This window comes from Mesorhizobium sp. B1-1-6 (assembly GCF_006443035.1).
Classification (GTDB): Bacteria; Pseudomonadota; Alphaproteobacteria; order Rhizobiales; family Rhizobiaceae; genus Mesorhizobium.
This window is the reverse complement of record NZ_VFWR01000007.1, coordinates 121,018-143,767: the sequence shown is the minus strand read 5'-3', so window position 1 is coordinate 143,767 and position 22,750 is coordinate 121,018. Positions and strand designations below refer to the sequence as shown.

Annotated in this window: 23 protein-coding genes; 12 read left to right on the top strand and 11 right to left on the bottom strand. The window is 64.2% G+C overall.

What is annotated here, in order from left to right:
- Nucleotides 1-32 precede the first annotated feature (32 nt).
- The 3 genes from FJ979_RS15830 to FJ979_RS15820 form a co-directional block, all read right to left on the bottom strand.
- Nucleotides 33-848, bottom strand: coding sequence for an extensin family protein (locus FJ979_RS15830; RefSeq protein WP_140495967.1), 816 nt, complete (start codon nt 846-848; stop codon nt 33-35).
- A gap of 109 nt (nt 849-957) precedes the next feature.
- Nucleotides 958-1,938, bottom strand: coding sequence for an extensin family protein (locus tag FJ979_RS15825; RefSeq protein WP_246672633.1), 981 nt, complete (start codon nt 1,936-1,938; stop codon nt 958-960).
- Nucleotides 1,939-2,137: 199 nt separating this feature from the next.
- Complete coding sequence (locus FJ979_RS15820; RefSeq protein WP_140524880.1) at nt 2,138-2,563, bottom strand: DUF3775 domain-containing protein; 426 nt, start codon at nt 2,561-2,563, stop codon at nt 2,138-2,140.
- Nucleotides 2,564-2,713: 150 nt separating this feature from the next.
- Here FJ979_RS15820 and FJ979_RS15815 point away from each other — a divergent pair, with 150 nt between their 5' ends.
- Both FJ979_RS15815 and greA read left to right on the top strand, forming a co-directional pair.
- Nucleotides 2,714-3,247 (top strand): tetratricopeptide repeat protein, encoded by a 534-nt coding sequence (locus tag FJ979_RS15815; RefSeq protein ID WP_140495965.1) that lies wholly within the window; start codon nt 2,714-2,716, stop codon nt 3,245-3,247.
- Between the two features lie 267 nt (nt 3,248-3,514).
- Nucleotides 3,515-3,988 (top strand): transcription elongation factor GreA, encoded by a 474-nt coding sequence (gene greA / locus FJ979_RS15810; protein ID WP_008877613.1) that lies wholly within the window; start codon nt 3,515-3,517, stop codon nt 3,986-3,988.
- Nucleotides 3,989-4,209: 221 nt separating this feature from the next.
- Here the strand turns inward: greA and waaC are convergent, their stop codons facing one another.
- Genes waaC through rfaD form a run of 3 tightly spaced genes read right to left on the bottom strand, consistent with a single transcriptional unit; the run spans nt 4,210 to nt 7,126 of the window.
- On the bottom strand, nt 4,210-5,199 hold the full coding sequence (waaC, locus tag FJ979_RS15805) for a lipopolysaccharide heptosyltransferase I (protein ID WP_140582088.1): 990 nt from the start codon (nt 5,197-5,199) through the stop codon (nt 4,210-4,212).
- The gene (gene waaF / locus FJ979_RS15800) at nt 5,196-6,203 is read right to left on the bottom strand and encodes a lipopolysaccharide heptosyltransferase II (protein ID WP_140582085.1); all 1,008 of its coding nucleotides are present in this window, start codon (nt 6,201-6,203) and stop codon (nt 5,196-5,198) included. Before waaF ends, waaC begins: the two co-directional genes overlap by 4 nt.
- Nucleotides 6,176-7,126 (bottom strand): ADP-glyceromanno-heptose 6-epimerase, encoded by a 951-nt coding sequence (gene rfaD, locus FJ979_RS15795; RefSeq protein WP_140582083.1) that lies wholly within the window; start codon nt 7,124-7,126, stop codon nt 6,176-6,178. Before rfaD ends, waaF begins: the two co-directional genes overlap by 28 nt.
- 216 nt (nt 7,127-7,342) lie before the next feature.
- Here rfaD and FJ979_RS15790 point away from each other — a divergent pair, with 216 nt between their 5' ends.
- The 4 genes from FJ979_RS15790 (at nt 7,343) to gmhB (ending at nt 10,817) form a co-directional block, all read left to right on the top strand.
- The gene (locus tag FJ979_RS15790) at nt 7,343-7,975 is read left to right on the top strand and encodes a LysE family translocator (RefSeq protein ID WP_140524876.1); all 633 of its coding nucleotides are present in this window, start codon (nt 7,343-7,345) and stop codon (nt 7,973-7,975) included.
- A gap of 122 nt (nt 7,976-8,097) precedes the next feature.
- A complete protein-coding gene (gene rfaE1 / locus FJ979_RS15785) occupies nt 8,098-9,591 on the top strand; it encodes a D-glycero-beta-D-manno-heptose-7-phosphate kinase (protein ID WP_140556030.1) in 1,494 nt (497 codons plus the stop codon).
- A 7-nt stretch (nt 9,592-9,598) separates the two neighbouring features.
- The gene (locus FJ979_RS15780; RefSeq protein ID WP_140556028.1) at nt 9,599-10,171 is read left to right on the top strand and encodes an SIS domain-containing protein; all 573 of its coding nucleotides are present in this window, start codon (nt 9,599-9,601) and stop codon (nt 10,169-10,171) included.
- On the top strand, nt 10,164-10,817 hold the full coding sequence (gene gmhB / locus FJ979_RS15775; RefSeq protein WP_140582080.1) for a D-glycero-beta-D-manno-heptose 1,7-bisphosphate 7-phosphatase: 654 nt from the start codon (nt 10,164-10,166) through the stop codon (nt 10,815-10,817). The genes FJ979_RS15780 and gmhB overlap by 8 nt, the downstream gene beginning before the upstream one ends.
- Before the next feature lie 15 nt (nt 10,818-10,832).
- On the opposite strand, the gene FJ979_RS15770 is transcribed toward gmhB, so the two are convergent.
- Nucleotides 10,833-11,627, bottom strand: a complete 795-nt coding sequence (locus tag FJ979_RS15770) for a glycosyltransferase family 2 protein (protein WP_140582077.1) — start codon at nt 11,625-11,627, stop codon at nt 10,833-10,835.
- Nucleotides 11,628-11,800: 173 nt separating this feature from the next.
- Nucleotides 11,801-12,280 (bottom strand): Lrp/AsnC family transcriptional regulator, encoded by a 480-nt coding sequence (locus FJ979_RS15765; protein WP_140495956.1) that lies wholly within the window; start codon nt 12,278-12,280, stop codon nt 11,801-11,803.
- 249 nt (nt 12,281-12,529) lie between these two features.
- Between FJ979_RS15765 and trxB the strand changes: the two genes are divergently transcribed.
- The gene (trxB, locus tag FJ979_RS15760) at nt 12,530-13,504 is read left to right on the top strand and encodes a thioredoxin-disulfide reductase (protein WP_140516807.1); all 975 of its coding nucleotides are present in this window, start codon (nt 12,530-12,532) and stop codon (nt 13,502-13,504) included.
- 89 nt (nt 13,505-13,593) lie between these two features.
- Nucleotides 13,594-14,490 (top strand): LysR family transcriptional regulator, encoded by an 897-nt coding sequence (locus tag FJ979_RS15755; RefSeq protein ID WP_140495954.1) that lies wholly within the window; start codon nt 13,594-13,596, stop codon nt 14,488-14,490.
- Between the two features lie 21 nt (nt 14,491-14,511).
- On the opposite strand, the gene FJ979_RS15750 is transcribed toward FJ979_RS15755, so the two are convergent.
- Both FJ979_RS15750 and FJ979_RS15745 read right to left on the bottom strand, forming a co-directional pair.
- On the bottom strand, nt 14,512-15,009 hold the full coding sequence (locus tag FJ979_RS15750; protein ID WP_140495953.1) for an isoprenylcysteine carboxylmethyltransferase family protein: 498 nt from the start codon (nt 15,007-15,009) through the stop codon (nt 14,512-14,514).
- A gap of 872 nt (nt 15,010-15,881) precedes the next feature.
- On the bottom strand, nt 15,882-17,933 hold the full coding sequence (locus tag FJ979_RS15745) for an elongation factor G (protein ID WP_140582073.1): 2,052 nt from the start codon (nt 17,931-17,933) through the stop codon (nt 15,882-15,884).
- 325 nt (nt 17,934-18,258) lie between these two features.
- Between FJ979_RS15745 and FJ979_RS15740 the strand changes: the two genes are divergently transcribed.
- Complete coding sequence (locus FJ979_RS15740) at nt 18,259-18,654, top strand: cupin domain-containing protein (RefSeq protein ID WP_140582070.1); 396 nt, start codon at nt 18,259-18,261, stop codon at nt 18,652-18,654.
- Nucleotides 18,655-18,710: 56 nt separating this feature from the next.
- Here the strand turns inward: FJ979_RS15740 and FJ979_RS15735 are convergent, their stop codons facing one another.
- A complete protein-coding gene (locus FJ979_RS15735; RefSeq protein WP_140495950.1) occupies nt 18,711-19,913 on the bottom strand; it encodes a pyridoxal phosphate-dependent aminotransferase in 1,203 nt (400 codons plus the stop codon).
- Between the two features lie 216 nt (nt 19,914-20,129).
- On the opposite strand from FJ979_RS15735, the gene FJ979_RS15730 reads away from it, so the two are divergent.
- The 3 genes from FJ979_RS15730 (at nt 20,130) to FJ979_RS15720 (ending at nt 22,587) form a co-directional block, all read left to right on the top strand.
- Entirely contained in the window at nt 20,130-21,020 is an 891-nt protein-coding gene (locus tag FJ979_RS15730) for an EAL domain-containing protein (protein WP_140582067.1), read from the top strand.
- The gene (locus tag FJ979_RS15725; RefSeq protein WP_140495948.1) at nt 21,017-21,865 is read left to right on the top strand and encodes an EAL domain-containing protein; all 849 of its coding nucleotides are present in this window, start codon (nt 21,017-21,019) and stop codon (nt 21,863-21,865) included. The genes FJ979_RS15730 and FJ979_RS15725 overlap by 4 nt, the downstream gene beginning before the upstream one ends.
- 113 nt (nt 21,866-21,978) lie before the next feature.
- Nucleotides 21,979-22,587, top strand: a complete 609-nt coding sequence (locus FJ979_RS15720; protein WP_140524868.1) for a glutathione S-transferase family protein — start codon at nt 21,979-21,981, stop codon at nt 22,585-22,587.
- Nucleotides 22,588-22,750: the final 163 nt, after the last annotated feature.

The following is a 22,750-nucleotide window of genomic DNA, read 5'->3' as shown; positions in this document are numbered from 1 at the left end:
GTACGCGGCGAAGCCGCCGCCAGGCAAAGGGATCAGCGGCAGGCGCGATAGCCGCTCTTGCGGTTCTTGATGTCGAAGTGGAAATGGTTGCGGTGGTCGTAATTGTAGCCGGGGCCGAGCACGGTGGTGAAATACTGGCAGCCGTCGGCGCGCACATTGTTGAGGAAGCCGCGGGTGCGGAAGGCGAACAGGCCGGGCTTGCGCACGTCGATGTCGTCGCCATTGTTGAGTTCGATGCTCATCACGTCGAGCGCGTTGCCCTTGCCGTGTTCCGACAGCACGCCTTCGCCGGCGATGTTGCGACAGGAATAGCTGGAACCCTGGTGGATGGTCCTGACGCCGGAGAAGTAGCGCCAGCGGGCGGAAGGAACGAGCTCGTTCTTCGTCCACGCGGCGAAGCTGGCGGCCATGTCGCAGGTCAGCGTCGCGGCGGGCTTCATCTCGACGCTGCCGATGGCCGAAACCTTCACCGGATAGTCGATGCCGCACTGGCCTTCATGGATCGGCGCCAGGTCGGTGAAGGTGACGCCGAGGCGCCTCAGCTGCTGACGGCAGTCGGTCTCGCTGGCCGGCATCTGCTCGACCGGCGACATCGGCTCGTCCATGCGTGGATAGGCGGCCTGCGTCATGTAGGGATTGGAAGGAACCAGCCGCTGCATGCCTGAATATTGCGGCACGGCCGCGGTCTGCGCGCCGACATCGACGGCTGGCTCCAGTGCCAGCACGTTGCCGGTGTTGCAGGCCGACACCGCGGCCAGCGCAAGCAGGGCGGCCAGCCCGCCGGCAGCGGCGCGCGCGCGTTTCGATTGCCGCGCAAGCGCCAGCGCGGCACGAAATATCCCGTCCATCGGCAGTCCCTTTCCCGATAGGCGGGATTTTAACGATCAACGGTAAAGGAAAAATCAGCGCCGGCGTTCATGCCTGCGGCCGAATTGCGGCATCGCTTCTGAGCCGGCCCTACTGGCAGAAGGTACCGCCGTGGCGGCGCGGCTCGAGGTCGAGGTGCAAATGCAGCGAATGATCGGCATCGCTGCCCGGGCCCAGCACGGTCTTGAACGGCCCGCAGGCGGCCTTGCGCACCGCGTCGAGGAATTTGGCGTCCTTGTCCGGTGGCGCCGGGCCGACCTCGATCGTCCTGCCGTCCGCAAGTGTGAAGCTGGCAATATCGAGCGCATTGCCGAAGGCATGTTCGGACAGTTTGCGCGTGCCGTTGCGTGGCCGGCACACAAAGGCCGATGCCTGGCCGATCGATTTCAGGTCGGCGCCGAATTCGGCTTTCGCCGCCGGCTGGATGACGTTGCCGGCAAAGCGTGCCGCCGCCTCGGCCATTGCGCAATTGAGCTCGGCGCCCGGGGCAATGGCGATCGACTTGCCAAGGCTCTTCAGCACCAGGGGATAGGGGATCGAACAGCCGATATCGCGATCGCTTTCAGCCTTGTGCTCCTCGAATTCGACACCGAGACCCCTCAGCCGCTCGCGGCAGGCGACTTCCTCGGCAGGCATTTTCGCGTCTGGCAGGTCAGCCGAACGCGGATCGGGAAGCATCTCCTTTTTGTCCGCGTCCGCCGGCTTTGGCGGCGGTGGCGGGGCGAGGGCCGGCGGCTCAACCTCCGGTTCCGCAGTCTCAGGCCTTTGTGTCGGCGTCGGCGCCACGGCTGGCGGCTCCGGTTCGCCTTTCGCATCGGCTGGCGGCTCGGGCCGGGCTTGTTGCTTCCGAGGGGATCCTTCCTCCTGAAACCGGTCGGATGTTGCGGCTGGATTTTGCGTGTTCGGTTCTGTCGCCTCTGGCGCGTCAGCGGGGCGCGGTTCAGGCACTGGGACATCCGCACGTACCGGCTTCGGATTTTGCGTCCTCTGCCGTGCCGGCTTCGGCTTGCGATGCCTTTCGCCGCGCGGTTTCAGCGGCCGGTCAACCCGCGGCGTCAGCGGCTGTTCCACCCGTGGTGAAAGCGGCTCGTGATGCCTGTGACGATGCCTGGCATCGGCCGGCGTCACCAGCAGTGCTGTCACGACCATGACCAATGCAATCCTGTATTTTCGGGAAAAGCTCAGTGTTGCCATCGCCTCGAAACGGTGCCGGGATGCTCGAAGTTGCCTGGAAGGCGCTTAGGCCCGATCACAATCGATTACCGGCGCGTTACGCACCGATCGCTTCCAGCCCTTCCTCCAGCCAATCGGCGAGCAACGGCAAGCCGAGCAGGTATTTGGCCGTGTGCTTGTTGGCGCGCTCGCGCGCGGCGGCGACGGCGTCGGCCCATTCCGAGGCATCGTAGTCGCCACGGCCGACCCAAGCGAGCGCGACGAGCTCGGCCGCCTCGTCGACATTGAGGTCGTTGATCAGCTCGCGCAGTTCCTCTTCGGTCAGGTTTTCCGAGCTTTCCTCGGCGAGTCCGTCATGATGATGATTGTCACGGGTGTTTCCATCGAACTCGATTTCGTGTTCGGCGCCGTCGGCATAGTCTTCATTGATCGCGGCGCTCAACGCCTTGCATTTGAGGATGAACAGCCGCACGGTGTCGGGCCCGATCGTCAAATCCCAGTTCTTTTCAAGCCGTCGCTGCACTGGCGGTCTCCGCTGGCTCAGCTTTCATCGCCGCCGATGATAGCGGATTTCGAGCATCCGTCACCTCATGTTAGCCCCTTGCTTTTTTCCGGGATGAAACCGCCGACACGCTGCGTTAGTGTTGCATTCTCACCCCTCCAGGAGGCTCCGATGCATAAAAGAGTGCTGATCCAGGCGGCGAGCGCGCTTCTCGCTCTGCAGTTCCTTGCCGTTCCGGTGTTTGCCGCAGGCAGCGGTGACGACACCAGTACGACCACCAAATGCAAGAAAGGCATGGTCTGGGACAAGAAGAAGAACAAGTGCGTCGCACCCCAGGAAGGCATGCTGGACGACGACAGCATCTATGATGCCGGGCATGACCTGGCGATGGCCGGCCGCTATGACGAGGCGATCGCCGTGCTCAGCCTCGCCGCCAACAAGCAGGACCCGCGCATCCTCAACTATCTCGGCTATTCGCACCGCCATTCCGGCCGCGTCGCCGTTGGCCTCGGCTATTACGAGGAAGCGCTGCGCATCGATCCCAACTACACGCTGGTGCGCGAATATCTCGGCGAAGCCCATCTCCAGATCGGCGACCTGGCCGGCGCCCAGCAACAGCTGATGGAGATCGAAAAGCGAACCGGCAAGGGTTCACGCGAATACGGCATGCTGGCCGAACAGATCGACCATTTCATGAGGAGCTGACCCCCTCAATGCCTTTTCGAACCGGCCGCGAGCAATCACGGCCGGTTTTTTGTTGCCATGCCGGCTCCTGCGACGGCGCGCGCGAAAACGGTGATGATTTCTTCAGAAACCGATTTTTGGGCGTGAAAAGCCCGCAAAGATTGCTATATTCAGGGAAATTGCGGTGAACGGTTCCGTTAGCCCGAGGCTGCCGGACCGTTTTCTTTTTGCACCATCGATAAGGCTTTCCCCGAAATGCGGGGGTGGCGGCAGGAAAGGTCAGGTATCATGAACAAGGTCCCGATGACAGGCGAGGGGTTCGCGTCATTGAAGGAAGAACTGCGCTGGCGCCAGCAGGAGGAGCGGCCGCGCATCATCGAGGCGATCTCCGAAGCGCGCTCGCACGGCGACCTATCCGAAAATGCCGAATACCATGCCGCCAAAGAGGCGCAGAGCCTCAATGAGGGCCGTGTCAACGAGCTCGAGGATCTCATCGCCCGGGCCGAAGTCATCGATGTCACCAAGCTCAGCGGCGACAAGGTCAAGTTCGGCGCCACCGTGGTGCTGGTCGACGAGGACACCGAGGAGAAGAAGACCTACCAGATCGTCGGCGATCAGGAGGCGGACGTGAAGTCCGGCCGCATCTCGATCTCCTCGCCGATCGCGCGGGCGCTCATCGGCAAGGAAGTCGGCGACGCCATCGAGGTCAACGCGCCGGGTGGTGCAAGGGGATACGAGATCGTCCAGGTGCAGTTTATCTAAGGGGTTCGAGGGGCGCTGATCTGCGCGTTTTTAGCCAACGTTGGCGCTGCCCCTCATCCGCCTGCCGGCACCTTCTCCCCGTATAGTGACGGGGAGAAGACGGCTGAACGCGAAGTCGGCGTCTATTCTGCAAACGCTTAAAATTGGCGCAGTCATCGGTGAAGGTGTCCTTCTCCCCGGCAGGGCGATGAGGGGCAGCGCCAGCTTTCCGATTGAATAGATCAGTTCTTGCCAGCGCCGGCCTGACCATGCGTCTGGTGCTCCAGCAGCCTCTCAGCCTCAGCCACCACCCTCGCGGGCGACACTCGCTCACCGGGCGCGGCCTGCAGCGTCAATGCATAGGGGCCGCGCGGACCGGTCAAACCCGGCTCCGTGGCCAAAAACACCGCGACCGTCGGCAGGCCGAAGGCGCTGGCGAGATGCGTGAGCCCCGTGTCGGCGCCGATTACCAGCCTCGAGCTGCCCAGGATCGCCGCGATGTCGGCTAATGGTGATTTTGGCACGATGCTCGTCGATGGAACTGCCCGGGCGATCGCTTCGGCCACCGCCTGTTCGCGCTCGTCCGACCAGGTCGTGACCGGCGTCATGCCGCGCTCAACCAGCAGGCGGCCGGTTTCGATCCAGTTTTCAACAGGCCACTTCTTGTCCTCACGGCTGGTGCCGTGCAGCAGGAAGGCCGTGTTGCCGGCTATGCCGGTCAGATTGCCGGGCGGCGGCACAATGCCCGAATCCAGTATCGAAAGATCGGGCCGGTAACCCAACGCCTGCCCGAAAAGCCGTCGCGTCCGCTCGATGGCGTGGAGGTTGCGGGGGACGGCGTGGCCGACGTCGTAAAGCAGCGTTGCCGAAGGCTCGCGCGCGCTTGAGCGGTCGAAGCCGGCGATCGGCGCCTTCGCCTGCCTGGCCACCAGCGCCGACTTCAACAGGCCTTGCGCATCGATGACCAGATCATAGCGGCACGCACGCAAGGCGCGTCGCAAGGCGGTCGCCTCGCGCCAGGTGGCCTTGTCAAAGAGATGTTTTCGCCAACGCCGGATGGCGACCGTGTGGATGGTTCCGACTGCGGGGTGCAGCGCGACGATGCCGGCGAAAGCCTCCTCGACGCACCAGTCGAAAGCAATATCGGGCCGTGCGCGGCGCGCATCCTGGAGCGCCGGAAAGGTGTGGACGACGTCGCCCATCGACGAGGTCTTGACGATCAGCACCCTCATGCGGCGGCCGGGATGTCCAGCAGCCGGTCCGCCGCCGCCATGACCCGTGCGACCTCGAGCGTCTTCAGGCAATTGAGGTGGCCGAGCGGACAGATCTTGCGGTGGCAGGGCGAGCAGGACAGGCCGAGCCAGACCAGTTCGCGCCGTTCGGCCAGCGGCGGCGTGTTCTGTGGCGAGGTCGAACCATAGACGGCGACAACCGGCGTGCCGACCGCCGCCGCAACATGCATCAGCCCGCTGTCGTTGGAGACCGCCAGCCGCGCGGCCGCGATCAGGTCGATGGCGTCCTCCAGCCGCGTCTGGCCGGCCAGGTCGACCACGCCAGGAGCGAGGGCTGCGATCTCCGCTGTCACCTCGCGGTCGTTCTTCGACCCGAACAGCGCGACCTTGAACCTTCTGGCCATGAACTCCCGGGCAAGGCCGGCATAGTGTTCGCTCGGCCAGCGCTTGGCCGGGCCGAACTCAGCACCTGGCATCAGCGCCACGAATTTCTGCGGCCCCAGGCCGAAACGGTCGAGCAGGGTGGCCTGGTTTTTGGCGTCCACCGTCAGATGAGGCGCCCGAAAATCGCCACCCCGTGCAAGGCCGAAATAGGCCTGCGCGGTGCGCCGTTTCACGGCCTCCGGCAGCGGAACAATATCGGTCAACAGGCCGTAGCGCATTTCCCTGAGATGGCCGAAACGGCGTGGAATGCGGGCAAAGAACGGGATCAGCGCCGACTTCCAACTGCCCGGCAGGATATAGGCGCTGTCGTAACGGCCGCGCAGCAGGCGGCCGAAGCGGCGGCGGTGTGCGAATTCGAGCGCGCCGGGTTTCAGCGGGAAATCGATCTGCTGGCGGACCTCAGGCATGCGCTTGACCAAAGGGGCCGCCCAGGCTGGCGCCAGCACGTCGATCGCCGCATTTGGATGAAGCTCCTTCAGCGCCGAGAACAGGCACTGCGCCATCACCATATCGCCCACCCAGCGTGGGCCGATCACGAGGATCGCTGGGCTTTCAGCCATTCGACATAGTCTCTGACGCCGGTTTCGACGCTGCGGAATTGCCCGTTGTAACCGGCCGCGCGCAGACGCGACATATCAGCTTGCGTGAAGCTCTGGTAGCTGCCCTTGAGGTGGTCGGGAAAGGGGATGTACTCGATCTCGCCCTTGCCCAGCGTGTCGATGACGGTTTCGGCAATGGCGCGGAAGGGTTGCGCCCGGCCGGTGCCGCAGTTGAAGATGCCGCTCGCGCCGCGCTTCCACAGCCACAGATTGACATCGGCGACATCGCCGACATGAATGAAGTCGCGGCTTTGCTCGCCGGGGCCAAAGCCGTCATGGGCGCCGAACAGCTTTGGATTCTCGCCACGCCCGACCTGGTTGAACAGATGAAAGGCGACCGAGGCCATGGCGTCCTTGTGCGCCTCGCGCGGCCCATAGACGTTGAAGTAGCGCAGGCCCGCGACCTGCGAATGATCGGTATCGAAGACATTACGCCTGACATAGTCATCGAACAGCTTTTTTGAATAGGCGTAGACGTTGAGCGGCCGCTCAAGCTCCGCGTCCTCGCGGAACTCGGAGCCGCCGCCATAGACCGATGCCGAGGAGGCGTAGAGGAAGGGCACGCGCAGCGCCAGGCAGGCATGCAGCAGCCGCTTCGAATAGGCGTAGTTCACCTCCATCATGAACTTGCCGTTCCATTCGGTGGTGGTCGAGCAGGCGCCCTGATGGAAGACGGCCTTGATGCGGCCGAGCCCGCCGTCCTCGAGGCGGGCCAGGAAATCGTCCTTGTCGAGATAGTCGGCGATCCGCAAGTCAGCAAGGTTGGCGATCTTGTGGCCATCGCTCAGGTCGTCGACGACCAAAATGTCGTCGTGGCCCTCCGAATTGAGCGCGGCGACGATGTTGGAGCCGATCATGCCGGCGCCGCCCGTGACGATGATCATGAACGCCTCTGGTTGCTTGCGATTCCGGTCCTTATAAGGGAGGCTTGCGAAGCTGTCGACAAAGCAGCGTTGCCGGGCGGCACTGGGATCCGCAAGAACAATCGAGGGGTGGACCCGTCCGCGATTGCCCTGCGCGGGGCAGCGCGCCACAGTGGCGCCGCAAAGCTGCCGCTTCAGTCGGCTCGCGCCGCCGGGCGCGATCATGAGGGACCAGGAATGCCGTCGACAGAGCTGCTCGTCGCGTTTTTCGCCACCACGGCGATCTTCGCCTATATTCCAGGCCCGGCCATGCTCTATGCCGCCGCGCAGACGATGGCGCGCGGCCGCTGGTCCGGCCTGACTGCGGCGCTCGGCATTCATCTGGGCGGCTATGTTCACGTCTTTGCCGCTGCCGCCGGCCTGTCCGTGCTTTTCCACGCCGTGCCGCCGCTCTACATGGCGGTCAAGCTCGTCGGCGCGCTCTACCTAATCTGGCTCGGTGTGGCGCTGTTCCGCAAACGCGCGGAAGGCGACATGGCACTGCCGGCGATCGAGCGGAAATCGGCTTGCCGCGCCTTTTTCGAGAGCATCGCCGTCGAGGTGCTCAATCCGAAGACCGCGATCTTCTTCATGGCCTTCCTGCCCCAGTTCATCGATGCCTCTGCCGCATTCCCGGTCTGGCTGCAATTCGTCGTGCTGGGCACGACAGTCAACCTGATGTTCTCCTCGGCCGATATCGTCTGCGTGTTCCTGGCTGGTGCCGTGATCGGCAGGCTGCGCCGCTCCAGCAGCGCCCAGCGCATGATGCAGCGAGCCGGCGGCGCGGTGCTGGTCGGGCTTGGCGTCCATGTCGCCTTGCAGAAGAGTTGACGAGGCCAGCCGGCGTTGCGCTGGCTCGAATTGCGGTATATCGGCATCGCCATGAACGACCGATCCCGGCCAATTTGTCCTCCATGCATCTTCAAAACCGGTTTTTGCGCGTTGCCAGTGACATGACCAAGCACGACCCACTTTCCCCCGAGCCCTTGCACCGCGCCATCGCGCACTTCGGCCAGGCCACCGTGCTGGTGGTCGGCGATCTCATCCTTGACCGGTTCGTCAACGGCATCATCGAGCGGATTTCGCCTGAAGCGCCGATCCCGGTGCTCCATGGGCGCGGCGAGAGCCTGGCGATGGGCGGCGCCGGCAATGTCGTGGCCAACATCATCTCGCTCGGCGCCGCCGCCATTCCGGTCTCGGTGATCGGCTCTGATACGGCAGGCGACAGCCTGGTGCGCATGCTCGGCGAGCTTGGCGCCGACACGACAGGCCTGGCGCGGGAGCGCGGCCGCATGACGTCGTCCAAGAGCCGCTTCAGCGCGCTCAACCAGCAGGTGCTGCGCTTCGACGAGGAAGAGATCAAGCCGCTCGGCGCGGCGGAGCGCGCGGCGCTGGTCCGGCATTTCCGCGCCGCGCTGGCGCACGCCGACATCGTCATCCTGTCGGATTACGGCAAGGGCATCCTGCTCGACGGCGTCGCCGGCGAATTGATCGCGATCTGCCGCGAGGCGGGAAAGCCGGTGCTGGTCGATCCGAAGGGCCGGGATTATGCACGCTATGCCGGCGCGACCGCTATCACGCCCAACCGCAAGGAACTCGGCGAAGCGGTCGAACGGCCGGTGTTCAGCGATGACGAGATCGTGGCCGCGGCGCGCGAGCTGCTTGCGGCGCATGGCTTCGACTTCGTCGTCGCCACGCGCAGCGAAAAGGGCATGAGCGTCGTCGGTCCGACGGAGGCGCGCCACATCGCCACGCAGGCGCGCGAAGTGTTCGATGTGTCGGGCGCCGGCGATACGGTGATCGCGACCTTCGCGCTGGCGCTTGCCGCCGGCGCCGATCCGGCCGCGGCCGCCTCGATCGCCAATGCAGCCGGCGGCGTTGTGGTGGGCAAGCGAGGCACGGCGCGGCTGACGGTCGAGGAACTCAACGGCGCGCTGTTTCGATCGCACGGTCCGAGCGTCCACAGGGATGCCATCCTCGACGCCAAATCGGCCGCACGGCTGGTGTCGGCGTGGAAGGAGGAGGGCCTCAGCGTCGGCTTCACCAATGGCTGTTTCGACATCCTGCATGCCGGCCATGTCAGCCTGCTGCACGCGGCGCGCAGCCAGTGCGACCGGCTGGTGCTCGGCCTCAACAGCGACGCTTCGGTGCGCCGGCTGAAGGGGCCGGAACGGCCTGTCAACGACCAGCATGACCGCGCCTGCGTGTTGGCGGCACTCGCGTCTGTCGACGCGGTGGTGGTCTTCGACGAGGACACGCCGCTGGCGCTGATCGAGGCGCTTCTGCCCGACATACTCGTCAAGGGCGCCGACTACACTGTCGACACCGTGGTCGGCGCGGACGTGGTGCAGAAAGCCGGCGGGCGCGTGGTCCTGGTCGATCTCGTCGCCGGCAAGAGCACGACCGGCACCATCGGCAGGCTGCGCTCGGCCGGTAATAAGAATTGAGGGTTTCATGTCCGAACTGAACGATTACCTGGTCCGCTCGGCGGCCGCGATCACGGCGCTGGTCGAGCGCGATCTCACAGGCGCGATGGAACGTGCGGCGAGCGCGATCGTCGCCGCCCTTTCGTCGGGCAAGGCGCTGCTGATCTGCGGCAATGGGGGTTCGGCCAGCGACGCCATTCACATCGCCGGCGAACTGGTCGGCCGCTTTCTCAAGGAGCGCAAGGGCTACAATGTCATCGCGCTGCCGGCCAATGCCGCGGTGCTGACCGCCTGGGGTAATGATTACGGCTTCGACACCGTTTTTTCGCGCCAGGTCGAGGCGCATGGCGCGGCCGGCGGCGTGCTTCTGGCGATCTCGACCAGCGGCAATTCGCCGAGCATCCTGGCGGCCGCCGAACAGGCACGGACCATGGGCATGACGGTGATCAGCCTGACAGGCGACACAGGCGGCAAGCTCGCGCCGCTCACCGACATCCTGCTCAACGTGCCCTCGACCTCGACGCCGATCATCCAGCAAGGGCATCTGTGCCTCTACCATCACCTGTGCGAGGTGGTGGAAGCGCGCCTCAGCAATGGCTGACAAGGCGCCGCACCCGTTGGCCGAGCCGGGCCTGTGGGTGGAGCGGATAGGCGGCAGGGTTTTTCCCGCCGGCCAGCCGGCGCTGTTCCTCGATCGCGACGGCACCATCAATGTCGATACCGACTATCCCAGCGATCCGGCCGAGATCGAGCTCCGGCCGCAGATGCTGCCGGCGATCGCCGCCGCCAACAATGCCGGCATCCCGGTCGTGGTGGTGACCAACCAGTCCGGCATCGCGCGCGGCTATTTCGGCTGGAGTGCCTTCGCCGATGTGAACCGCCGCGTGCTCGAGCTGTTGCGCGATCAGGGCGTTGTCGTGGACATGGTGCTGGCCTGCGCCTACCACGAGGCTGGCGTGGGGCCGCTGGGCATATCGGATCACCCGATGCGCAAACCCAATCCCGGCATGCTCTTCGAGGCGGCGAAACGCCTCGATCTCGATCTCCGGCGGTCGGTGATCGTCGGCGACAAGCTGGCCGACATGGAGGCAGGCCTGGGCGCCGGCCTGCCGCAGGGCTGGCTCGTCGACGGCGAGGCGCAGCTTCGCTCCGGCTTCTTCGTCATCAGGCCCTTGCGGGACAGCAGCGACCTCGACGGCCTGCTCGCCGCCATAGGGCGGCTCGATGGCCGGGATAAGCGGTCTTGATCCGGACCTGACCGCTCACGCCGGTTCGCTGCCTTGCGAGGCCTCATACAGTTTGGCCTCGGTGGCGAAGGAATAGATCATCACCGACATCGAATAGACGAAGCCGTGCCGGCCGCACAGGAAGTAGCGCTTGGCCAGATAGAATTTCAGGAAGTTGCCGAGCGGCGAAAGCACCAGCCGCACCAGGCCCGGCTTCTTGCCTTTCTCGACCAGGGTGGCCGCCTTGAGGCTGGAATAGGCATTTGCCCGGGCCAGATCCTCCTCGACCGATATTTCGCGGCGATGCAGCAGCACGCCGCTTTCGATCGTGCTGGTCTCGCCGGAAACGCCGAAGGATTCATGGACCCGCGCGGTCACGTCCATGGTCGCACCTTCCCGGCGGAAAAGCCGCAACAGCCTGTTGTGCAGCACCCAGCGATGGGCATAGCCGTAGCCCTTCAGCCAGTCGCGGCGGCGGATGTACCATCCGCTGATGCCGGCATTCGCCGTCTCGATCGCCACCACGATCGACTGCCGCAGCCGGTCGTCGACGCGTTCGTCCGGGTCGATCGAAAGACACCAGGGCTGCGTGGCGTGGTCGAGCGCGAATTGCCGCTGATGCGGAAAACCCGGCCAGCCATTGTGCAGCAGCTTTATCGGATAGCCCTCAGCGACAAACTGCCGAACGATGTCCAACGTGGCGTCGGTGGAGCCTGAATCGACGATGACGATCTCGGCGCAAAAATCGATGCTTTCGAGGCACGGGCCGATCATATCGGCCTCGTTCATGCAGATGATGAGCGCCGAAATCGGGCTTGCAAACCTGGTCATGGTCCCTTCCACGGCGGATTGTCCTTGGAACTTACGCTGCTTGGGCAAGGAAACCAATCAGGCGCCAAATCGCACAAGACGATCCGGCTGCCTGCGCCTGTCCGTTATCAACGCGGCGGCGATGTGGCGAAATTCCGGAATTCGCTTTGGCCGGGCGCCGCAATCGATCGGCGTCACGGCCGCTCGAACGAGACCAACCCTTCATCCTTGACCCGGCGGATGGTGAGGGCTGTGCGCACCGTGTCGACGTTCGGCGTGGAGGTCAGTTCCTCGATGACAAAGGTCTGGAAGGCGCCGAGGTCGCTTGCCACGCAGTGCAGGAGGAAATCGGATTCGCCCGACACCATCCAGGCATCGCGTACGACCGGCCAGCCGCGCGTGCGCTCAGCGAAGATGCGAAGCTCGGCATCGGCCTGATGGTGCAGGCCGACCAGGCAGAAGGCGACCACGTCGAGACCGAGCGCCGGCGCGTTGAGCAGCGCCCGATAGCCGCGAATGATGCCGGCTTCCTCCAGTCGCTTGACGCGGCGCAGGCAAGGTGGTGCCGAAATGCCGACGCGGTTCGACAGTTCGACATTGGTCATGCGTCCATCTGCCTGCAATTCGCGCAGGATCTTCCAGTCGATTGCGTCGAGGTCGGCCTTGAGCGGCATTTCGGGGCTTTCGATGATTGCGGGTGGCGAAAGAATCTTGCGGGATTTTGTAATTAAACGACTTTGCTGTCCACGCCATCCCCACGGGGAAATCCGCGCCGCACCAGAGCGGTTCGCCCGGTGCGACAAAGCTTTCCGGGGACGAGCGCCAACTTGCCTTGCTGGTGTCGTGGGCAACACTTACATTACGCGCGACATCGACGAGTTTTCCATGCCGCAAACGCCGGCAGCCCTCCGCAGAGGCTTTTCATGACCACCAAGCACGCGCCTGTCCTCATCATCGGTTCCGGCCCGGCCGGTTATACCGCGGCGATCTATGCCGCCCGCGCCATGCTGAAGCCGATGCTGGTCGCCGGCCTGCAGCAGGGGGGCCAGCTGATGATCACCACCGACGTCGAGAACTATCCCGGTTTCGGCGAACCCATCCAGGGTCCGTGGCTGATGAGCGAGATGCTCAGGCAGGCCGAGCATGTCGGCACCGACATCATCGCCGACATCATCACCGAGGTCGATCTCAACGTGCGGCCGTTCCGCGCAACGGGCGATTCCGGTACCGTCTACACAGCCGATGCCCTGATCATCGCCACCGGCGCGCAGGCCAAATGGCTTGGCATTCCGACCGAACAGGCGTTCATGGGCTTCGGCGTATCGGCTTGCGCCACATGCGACGGCTTCTTCTACCGCGGCAAGGATGTCGCGGTGGTCGGCGGCGGCAATTCGGCGGTGGAAGAAGCACTCTATCTGTCGAACCTCGCCAAGAGCGTGACGGTCATCCACAGGCGCTCGGACTTCCGCGCCGAACGCATCCTGCGCGAGCGGCTCTTGAAGAAGGACAATGTCCGCGTCATCTGGGACACGGTTGTCGACGAGATCACCGGCCGTCCGGGCAAGACGCCACTGCCGCCTTCGGTCGAAGGGTTGAAGCTGCGCAACGTGGTGACGGGTGTCGAGACGCAGCTCGAGGTCGACGGCGTGTTCGTCGCGATCGGCCATGCGCCGGCGGTCGAGCTGTTCGTCGGCAAGCTGAAGCAGAAGCCTAACGGCTATCTGTGGACGGCGCCGGATTCGACCCGCACCGACGTGCCCGGCGTGTTCGCCGCCGGCGACGTGACCGACGATATCTACCGCCAGGCGGTGACTGCGGCGGGGCTGGGCTGCATGGCGGCGCTCGAGGCCGAGAAATACCTGGCCGGTATCGAGGTGCATCGCGAGGCGGCCGAATAGCGGTTCGCAAACTGTTGAAAGAACGGCTTAGAAACGCCGTGTAAAAGCCTGATTTTTCATTCAGACGCCAAACAGGAACGAGGGGAATCATGGCGTTGGACTGGGACAAGCTACGCGTGTTTCACGCTGCGGCGGAAGCAGGGTCGTTTACACATGCGGCCGAGACGCTGCACCTGTCGCAATCGGCGATTTCGCGCCAGGTCAGCGCGCTCGAGCATGATGTCGGCGTGCCGCTGTTCAACCGCCACGCCCGCGGCCTGGTGCTGACCGAACAGGGCGAGATGCTGTTTCGCACGGCGCATGACGTGCTGATGAAGCTCGAGACCATCAAATCGCGGCTGACCGAGACCAAGGACCGCCCCTCCGGCGTGCTCAGGGTCACGACCACGGTCGGGCTCGGCGCCGGCTGGCTGACCGAACGCGTGCAGGAGTTCATCGAGCTCTATCCTGAAATCAGCCTGCAGCTGATCCTCGCCAACGAGGAGCTTGACCTGACCATGCGCCAGGCCGATTGCGCCATCCGGCTGCGCCAGCCGCAGCAGCCGGACCTTATCCAGCGCCGCCTGTTCACGGTGCATTTCCACCTCTATGCTTCGCCAGGCTATATCGCCAAGCATGGCAGGCCGGCTTCGGTGGCCGAGCTCAAGGCGCATCGCATCGTCACTTTCGGCGTGCCGGTGCCCGCGCATCTGTCGGAGCTGAACTGGCTGGAAACGGTCGGCGATTTCGAGGGCGGCCAGCGCGTGCCGACGCTGCAGATCAATGACATATTGTCGATCAAGCGCGCGGTGCAGGGCGGCGCCGGCATCGCCATGCTGCCCGACTATGTCATCTCCAAGGATTCCGGCCTGGTGCAGCTCCTGCCGGAAACGGAGGTGCCTTCCTTCGACACCTATTTCGCCTACCCGGACGCGATGAAGAACCAGGCGAAGCTGCACGTGTTTCGCGACTTCATCATCGCCAAGGCGCGGAGCTGGTCGTATTGACCCCGGAGATCGCGCAGACCCTCACCCCCGCCAGCGCGTCAGGCGGGGCAGCCAGCCGGGCACGTTGCGGCGGTAGGCTTCGTATTCGTCGCCATAGCGGCGTGTGAGCGTCGGCTCCTCGTACAGCTTGACGAAGGTGGCCATGGCCGCGGCTGCCATGGCCGCGTAGGCGACGAGCGTCCAGCTTGAAAACAGCAGTGCCTGGCCGATGATGATCGACAGCACCGCCACATACATCGGATTGCGGACATGGCGGTAGAGCCCGCCGACCACCAGTCTCTCGGTCGGAGCGACCGGAGCAGGCGTGCCGAGGCCTTCAAGCGCAAAGCAGGCGAATGCATGCAGCAGCGCCGCCACGGCGACCGCGATGAGGATCCAGCCGAGCGGGGCAAGACCCGGCAGGCTCGACCATGGCCGGTCCCAGCGATCCGTCAGCAGCCACGGCACGAGGCCGGCGACGATACAGGGTGCCGCGATGAAGAACGCAGCACTGCCGGCGATCGCCGAAATGGTCCGCATTGCTTGTCTCCCGCCTGAAGCATGTCACGCCCAAACCGATTCCCGCGACGCTCAAGTCTTTGTTGTTCACGTCGCTGCCGAACCGAGGACACTTTGCGCGACATGCATTAGTTGCCTCGGAAATAAACGCCTGCTGCCTCATTCCACGCCATTGCGCGTTTTTGACATTTCGGGATGAAAACCGAGCGTGATTCGCGATTCCGCCGTGACAATTGTCTCATTGCGGGTTCCGCTTCGGTGATTCTGCTGGTCCTATTGGGTCCAGAAATGGCTTAGACCACAGCCTGCGTCTTTTTGCATGCGTGTGTTGCAAAATAGATGCTTGTTTCTTGGGCATGATGAGCACATATATAGTTCATCTCCTGGGCGCGTTCTCCTCCCATTAGCGCCCTCGAGTGTTCCCCTCTGGAGGTTAGCCTTAACAGGCACTTCCAATCAAACTCAGCCGGATCTTCATTGATCCGGCTTTTTTGTTGCCCGGACGCTGCCGGAAGGGCGGGAAAATCCACCGAAATAGCCACGTAACAGTGACATGTAACCTCTGGTAACATGTCAAAGGCGCTCGGCTCCTGCTAAGCAGATCATAGGACGCGGTGTGGTCGGACGGGAGATGGGGGCATCACTCGGACGATCCGGGCTCAGGCGGCTACCGCGTCCGAACCTTCTTCCGCCGAAGCGGCGACTTCAAGATGCGGCGGACCTGCCGTTTCTCCTCCCAAGAAAACGGTCCGCAAACAAAACGGCGTCCGGCCCCCCCGGGCGTCGTTTTTTGTTTGCGCCCTCTCGAACAAGGTTCGAGAGGGCACTCACCCAAATCTTTGTGGATGTCGATGTCCCAAAGCCGAGATCACTTTAGACGACATGCATCAGTATCAGGCTGCCTTGCCGTTGGCATTCATCGCTTCGTCGGCGAGCCGGCCGGTGAGTTCGGCCATGTGGTCGAAGACGGCGCGGTAGCTGGCGACGCCCGAGGTGGCCGAGCGCAGCTCGATGATCAGATCGCCGATCTCGGATTGCGGCATGGTCGCCTCGACGACATCCCATCCTGGCCAGCCGGGCCGCGCGTCGTAGCCGAGGATCTGGCCGCGCCGCTGCGGGATCAGCGCGATGATCTTCGAGGTCGCATCGGAGGGCGTCACGATCTCGACCTTCATCACTGGCTCCAGGAGCACGGGCGAACAGCCCGCCATGCCTTCCTTCATGGCAAGCTTGGCCGCCATCTGGAAGGCCATGTCGGAGGAATCGACCGCGTGGTAGGAGCCGTCCGACAGGTTGACGGCGACGTCGACGACGGGAAAGCCGAGCGGGCCCGACTTCAGGTAATCGCGTATGCCGCTTTCGACCGACTGGATGTAGGTCTTGGGCACCACGCCGCCGGTGATGGTATCGGTGAACTGGAAACCTGCGCCGCGCGGCAGCGGCTTTATCTCGATCACCACATCGCCGAACTGGCCGTGGCCGCCGGACTGCTTCTTGTGGCGGCCGCGCTGCTGCGCCGATTTGCGGATAGTCTCGCGGTAGGGCACCGCCGGCGGATGGCCTTCGACCGGAATCTGGTTCTTGCCCTCGAGCCGTTCGCGTACGACGCGCAGGTGCATTTCTCCATGGCCCGACAGCACGGTCTCGGCCGAGTCCTGGTTATGATGCAGGCTGAGCGAGGGATCTTCTTCGGCCAGCCGTTGGATGGCGGCCGACATCTTCACCTCGTCCTTGCGCTCCTTCGGCCGCAAGGCGAAAGCGAAGACAGGCTGCGGCGGCTCAAACTGGAGCAGCGGCTTCATGCCGCCCTTGGCCGAGGTCAGCGTCTGGCCGGTCTTGACCGCGTCCAGCTTGCCGAGCGCGACCGTGTCGCCGGTCTTCGCCGCGGTGAGCTTCGACTGGTCCTTGCCAAGCATCCTGTAGATGCCGGACACCTTTGCCATGTCGCCGCCGGGCAGCCAGAGCTCGGAGCCATCGGCAACCTGTCCCGAAAGGATGCGCGACACCGACAATTTGCCTCCATGCGGCGTATGGATGGTCTTCATCACCTGAACCACGGTCGCGTTGCCTTCGGGGGCGCCGAGCCGTTTGCGGGTCGCGTCGATGTCGGGCGCATCATGGCGGATCGCCTTCAGGAGACGCAGCACGCCATTGCCTTTCTCTGCGGTGCCGATCAGCACCGGCGTGACGGCGCCGTCGCGCAGGTCGGCGGCAACATCGTCGAAGACCGCGTCCTTGGGCGGCTCGATCTCCTCGAGCAGCTGTTCCATCAACTGGTCGTCATGGTCGGCCAGCCGTTCCAGCATCGAAAAACGGGCTTCCAGCTCACGCGCCTTTTCGTCGCCGGGTATCTGGGCCACCTCGCTCTCGGCATATTCGCGGTAGATGTAGGCGCGTTCCAGCGCCAGGTCGATCGAGCCGATGACGACGCCGTCCTTGCGCAGCGGTATCTGGCGCAGAAGCAACGGCACCGCACTTGCAGGCTGCAGCATCTTCAACGTGTCGCGCACGCCGGCAATCGCCTTGTCGACCTTGTTGAGAAACAGGATGCGCGGCACGCCGAGATCGTCGAGCTTGCGCATGATGAGCTGGAGGGCGGGGATCTTCTTCTCGTCGGCCTCGGCGACGACCACCGCGAGGTCGCAGGCGGCCAGGACCGGTTCGGCCTCGAAGGAGAATTCGATCGATCCGGGACAGTCGACGAAGGTGAACTGCTCGCCCATGAATTCCGTGGTGGCGAAGGTCGCCTCGACGCTCATGGCGTGCGCGCGCGCCTCGGGCGAATGATCTGAAACGGTGTTTCCCGAGGAAACCGGGTTCTGGCGGGGAATGGCGCCCGTGCGGGCCAATATGGCTTCGAGAAGTGTCGTCTTACCGCTTGCGAAGGGACCGACTATGGCAATGCATTTCGGTCCCGTGCGTCGTCCTCCGGCGCGATTACCCATGACTGACCTCCACTCAGGCGTTTCCCTGGAGACCGACTGGCATTCATGGTTCAGGCCAAGGTCAGTCGGTCCTGAGCGGCGGCCGGCCTGTTCGACCGTCGCGGGCGGGCTTGTCTTCAACCGGCCCAAAGGTATCGTCCCACTTGTTTGCCGGCAGGGCAAGGAAAATAGGTAGCCTCAAGGGCCGAGCGCGCGGTGCGGTTGCCGCTGACTTGCAAGCCGAACAGACCGGTTGCGTCGACGGCCATATCGGCCGAAACTAGGGTCTCGAAAGAAGAGCGGCGGCGCCGCCGCCCGCATCGCCACCAGTTCCAGGGATCGAACGATGAAGATCATTGCTTGCGGCAGCACGCCGACCGTCATCGCGCCGGAAAAGTACTTCACCGGCCGGGTGCTGCAGACGCCGATCATCGAGAAGGAGGCTCCGGCACGGCTGCGGGCGACATTGGTCAGCTTCGAGCCGGGCGCGCGGACCCACTGGCACACGCATCCGCTTGGCCAGACGCTGTACGTCACGTCGGGCGCCGGCCTCGCCCAGACCTGGGGCGGCCTCATCCAGGAGATCAGGGCAGGGGACGTCATCTCGTTCGCGCCAGGCGAAAAGCACTGGCATGGCGCCGGGCCGAAAACGGCCATGACGCATATAGCCATGCAGGAAGCGCTCCAGGGCGTGCATGCCGACTGGCTGGAAGCGGTGACGCCGGCCCAATATGGCGGCTGAGTACCGTGTCGAGCCGATCTAAAAACCCGGCGTTTGGCCGGGTTTTGTTTTCACGATCAGGTCAGTGATGCCGTAAAGCGCTGGATGCGCGTGCACGCTTCCTCCAGCAGCGTCTCCGACGTGGCGTAGGAGATGCGGAAGTTCGGACCGAGGCCGAAGGCCGAACCGAATACCACCGCCACGCCCTCGGCCTCGAGCAGCTCCGAGCAGAAGGCCTCGTCGGTGTCGATCACCTTGCCGGCCTTGGTCTTCTTGCCGATCAGCTGGGCACAGGATGGATAGACGTAGAAGGCGCCTTCCGGCGACGGACAAGAGATGCCGCGCGCCTGGTTGAGCATCGAGACGACGAGGTCGCGACGCCCCTGGAAGATAGCCTTGTTCTTGGCGATGAAGTCCTGCGGGCCGTTCAGCGCTTCGACCGAAGCCCACTGCGCGATGGTGCAGGCGCCCGATGTCTGCTGGCCCTGGATCATGTCCATCGCCTTGATCAACTGGACGGGACCCGCGGCGTAGCCAATGCGCCAGCCGGTCATGGCATAGGCTTTCGACACGCCGTTCATGGTCAGCGTGCGCTCATAGAGCTTCGGCTCGACCTCGGCGATGGTCTTGAAGACGAAGTCGCCATAGGTCAGATGCTCGTACATGTCGTCGGTCAGCGTCCAGACATGCGGATGCCTGAGCAGCACGTCGGCGAGCGACCGAAGCTCGGCCTCGGTGTAGGCGGCGCCCGACGGGTTCGACGGCGAGTTCATCAGCAGCCACTTTGTGCGCGGCGTGATGGCCTTTTCCAGCACTTCTGCCGTCAGCTTGAAGCCGTTGTCGATCGAAGTGTCGGCGAACACCGAGGTGCCGCCGCAGATCGCCACCATCTCGGGATAGCTGACCCAATAGGGCCGGGGGATGATGACCTCGTCGCCGGGATTCAGCGTCGCCATGAAGGCGTTGAACAGGATCTGCTTGCCGCCAGTGCCGACGATGGTCTGCTCCGGCTTGTAGTCGAGATTGTTCTCACGCTTGAATTTCTTCGCGATCGCTTCGCGCAGCGGCGCGATGCCCGACACCGGCGGATATTTGGTCTCACCACGGCGGATGGCCTCGATCGCCGCATTCTTGATGTTGTCGGGCGTATCGAAATCCGGTTCGCCGGCACCCAAGCCGATGACGTCGCGGCCGGCATTTTTCAGCTCGCGGGCTTTCTGCGTCACCGCGATGGTGGCGGAAGGCTTCACGCGGGAAAGGGTGTCGGCAAGGAAGGCCATGACCTTTTTTCTCTCCAGAAAGGATCAGCGCGGCCAGGAGCGGCCGCGGCGCTTCTCATGTCGCATCATTCCCGTGAGTGCAAGCATTGTCGGCTGGGCCAGTGCCGCAAGGAGGTCAATGAGCCGTGATCGGCAACAGAAAGTTCATTAACGGGCGGTAGAGGCTTGCGTGGCAGGATCGTAACCCAATTGCGCCAGTTCGCGGAGCGAGGAACCTTGTCGCGCAGCATCGGGCTTGCCCATATCATCCGTCATGATGACGGCACCTCGTCAGGTGTCTGGGGCATTTATACGTTGCAAAGCGCCTTCCAGCCGATCTTCGCCTTCAGGGAAGGCAAGCTGTCGGTTGCCGCCTTCGAGGGCTTGATCCGGCCGTTCCGCGACGGCGAGCCGCAATCGCCAATGAGCTTCTTCAGCACCTGCCCGGCCGCCGACCGGCTTCATGTCGAGGCGCTGACCAGGACGCTGCATCTGCTGAATGCCGGCGCCTGCCTGCCGGAGGAAGCGTCGATCTTCGTCAATTTCGATCCGTCGGTGTTCACCGAGCGCGCCGTTGCCGACAATGCCTTGCGCGAAATGCGCCTGGTGCTGCACGAGGCCGGCATCGATCCGGGCCGTGTCGTGTGCGAGGTGACCGAGCAGCGTCCAGCCTCGCAGGAGACCCTGCACGGTTTCGTCGCGGCGTTGAAGGGCAACGGCTTTCGCATTGCCGTCGATGACTATGGCGCCGACGATTCCGACATCAACCGCATCAAGGAGTTGAAACCCGACATCGTCAAGTTCGATGCCCACTGGATCACGCAGTTGATGGAGTCCGGCGCCGGCTTCGCGCTGCTGACGTCCATGGTGAAAAGCTTCGAGGCACAAGGCATCCGCACCGTGTTCGAGGGCATCGAGGAAGGCTGGCAGCTGGAGCTGGCCGAGAAATCCGGGGCTTCGATGGTCCAGGGTTTCGTGCTGGCACGGCCGGAACTGGCGCCGACCAGCTTCCGCGTCTTCGGCAAGGACGGGCCGTCGCCTGTCGCCGACAGGGCATCTTCGGCCCCGGCCGCCGCGCCGCATACCGCGCGGGCGGCCAAAGCCTTTGGGCGCAGGGGCACACGATGAGGCCCGAGCGGCGGCGCGATGTCGGCGATGCGATCTTCATGGACGAGGTCGGTATCGAGTATGGCGTTTATGGCGACTTCCGCCTGCGCAGCGCCTACCAGCCGATCTTCGCGCCGCGCGGCCGCTTCCTGCACGCAATCGCGGTCGAGGGCCTGATCGAGCCGCATCGCGCCGGCCGGCCGGGCGCCGCACGGGCGTTCTTCGAAGGCGTCGCGGCCGAGGACCGGCTGTTCGTCGAAACCATGTGCCGCGTGCTGCATCTCAGGAACTTCCGCAACATCGGCGTCGACGGGCTCGATCTGTTCTTCAACTACAATCCATTGGTCAACGCCCATCGGGGCCGGGCCTTGGCCGAAATCCGGCTGATGAGCAGGCATCTCGGCGAGCTCGGCCTGGCCCCCGGCATGCTGGTCTGCGAAATCACCGAACAGGCGGCCGACGACACGCTGCTGGCCAGGCTGGTGCGCGAGATGCGCCGCGACGGCATCCGCATCGCCATCGACGATTTCGGCACCGGCCACTCGACCGAGGAGCGGGTCAGCCTGCTCAAGCCCGATATCGTCAAGATCGACGGTGGCTGGTTCGCGCAATTCTGCCGCCACGCCGCCGCCGAGCGGTTCTTCCGCCCGCTGGTCTCCAGCCTGCACGACCGCGGCGCCAAGGTCCTGGTCGAGGGCATCGAACAGCCCACCCATCTGCGCGTCGCGCTCGATGGCGGCGTCGACCTGCTGCAAGGTTTTCTACTCGCCCGGCCGGCGCTGGCCGGGGTGATCTTCGACGAGCGACCGCTCGCCATCGACGCGCTGCTGGGCAGGGACAGCAAGGTGGTGCCGCTGTTCGGGTAGCGCCGTGTGCTACACATCAGCGGCGCTGATCGTCGCGCCAAAACTAATCATTGGTGAGGACGGCGCGGCTACGATAATCGCGTCTGCACATGGCAGCGCTCGGGGGACCAGCGATGATACTTTACAGCATGATCGACAGCGGCAACTGCTACAAGCCGCGCCTGCTGATGGCCAAGCTCGGCCTCCCTTTCACCACTGTCGAGGTGAGTTCGCACACGGGCGATACGCGAAAAGCGGATTTCGTCGCCAAGAATCCGAATGCCATGGTGCCGCTGCTGGAACTCGACGACGGAAAGCGGATCGCTGAATCCAACGCCATCCTGCTCTACCTCGCGGAGGGCACGCGCTTCCTGCCCGCGGACAAGTATGAGCGCGGGCTCGCCTATCAATGGCTGTTCTTCGAACAGTACAGCCACGAGCCCTATATCGCCGTGCGCAAGGCGCTGCTGACCTTTCCCGAAAGGGCCAAGGACGCGACGCCGGAGCGGCTGGCGGTGACACTGGAGCGCGGCAACAAGGCGCTCGGTGTCATGAATAAATACCTGGAGAACAACGCGTTCTTCGCCGGAAGCGCCTACAGCGTCGCCGACATCGCGCTCTACGCTTATACGCATACGGCGGAGCAGGGCGGCTTCCAGCTCGACGCCTACCCGGCGGTGGCTGCGTGGCTGAAACGAGTGGAAGCGGATCCGGGGCATGTGCCGATGGAGTGGGTGGGGTAGCTTTATCCTCAACCTCGTCGCCGCCTCGCGGCTCTTTGGGGGCGGGGCACGCGTCAACAGGCGCGAGGCCCGGCCGCCCATCGTCCGGGAAGCTGCGCGGGAGCTATTTCAACAGATGGTCGTAGTCGGCATAGGGTGCCGATCCAGAACCAGATCACATCTT

Coding starts and splice junctions, on each gene's coding strand:
- FJ979_RS15750 (WP_140495953.1), bottom strand. CDS start 15,009: ATGCGGACCATTTCGGCGATCGCCGGCAGTGCTGCGTTCTTCATCGCG.
- FJ979_RS15830 (WP_140495967.1), bottom strand. CDS start 848: ATGGACGGGATATTTCGTGCCGCGCTGGCGCTTGCGCGGCAATCGAAA.
- waaC (WP_140582088.1), bottom strand. CDS start 5,199: ATGAGGGTGCTGATCGTCAAGACCTCGTCGATGGGCGACGTCGTCCAC.
- FJ979_RS15765 (WP_140495956.1), bottom strand. CDS start 12,280: ATGCCGCTCAAGGCCGACCTCGACGCAATCGACTGGAAGATCCTGCGC.
- FJ979_RS15720 (WP_140524868.1), top strand. CDS start 21,979: ATGATACTTTACAGCATGATCGACAGCGGCAACTGCTACAAGCCGCGC.
- rfaE1 (WP_140556030.1), top strand. CDS start 8,098: ATGACCAAGCACGACCCACTTTCCCCCGAGCCCTTGCACCGCGCCATC.
- FJ979_RS15740 (WP_140582070.1), top strand. CDS start 18,259: ATGAAGATCATTGCTTGCGGCAGCACGCCGACCGTCATCGCGCCGGAA.
- waaF (WP_140582085.1), bottom strand. CDS start 6,203: ATGGCTGAAAGCCCAGCGATCCTCGTGATCGGCCCACGCTGGGTGGGC.
- gmhB (WP_140582080.1), top strand. CDS start 10,164: ATGGCTGACAAGGCGCCGCACCCGTTGGCCGAGCCGGGCCTGTGGGTG.
- FJ979_RS15770 (WP_140582077.1), bottom strand. CDS start 11,627: ATGACCAGGTTTGCAAGCCCGATTTCGGCGCTCATCATCTGCATGAAC.
- rfaD (WP_140582083.1), bottom strand. CDS start 7,126: ATGATCATCGTCACGGGCGGCGCCGGCATGATCGGCTCCAACATCGTC.
- FJ979_RS15725 (WP_140495948.1), top strand. CDS start 21,017: ATGAGGCCCGAGCGGCGGCGCGATGTCGGCGATGCGATCTTCATGGAC.
- FJ979_RS15735 (WP_140495950.1), bottom strand. CDS start 19,913: ATGGCCTTCCTTGCCGACACCCTTTCCCGCGTGAAGCCTTCCGCCACC.
- FJ979_RS15780 (WP_140556028.1), top strand. CDS start 9,599: ATGTCCGAACTGAACGATTACCTGGTCCGCTCGGCGGCCGCGATCACG.
- trxB (WP_140516807.1), top strand. CDS start 12,530: ATGACCACCAAGCACGCGCCTGTCCTCATCATCGGTTCCGGCCCGGCC.
- FJ979_RS15745 (WP_140582073.1), bottom strand. CDS start 17,933: ATGGGTAATCGCGCCGGAGGACGACGCACGGGACCGAAATGCATTGCC.
- FJ979_RS15755 (WP_140495954.1), top strand. CDS start 13,594: ATGGCGTTGGACTGGGACAAGCTACGCGTGTTTCACGCTGCGGCGGAA.
- FJ979_RS15815 (WP_140495965.1), top strand. CDS start 2,714: ATGCATAAAAGAGTGCTGATCCAGGCGGCGAGCGCGCTTCTCGCTCTG.
- greA (WP_008877613.1), top strand. CDS start 3,515: ATGAACAAGGTCCCGATGACAGGCGAGGGGTTCGCGTCATTGAAGGAA.
- FJ979_RS15790 (WP_140524876.1), top strand. CDS start 7,343: ATGCCGTCGACAGAGCTGCTCGTCGCGTTTTTCGCCACCACGGCGATC.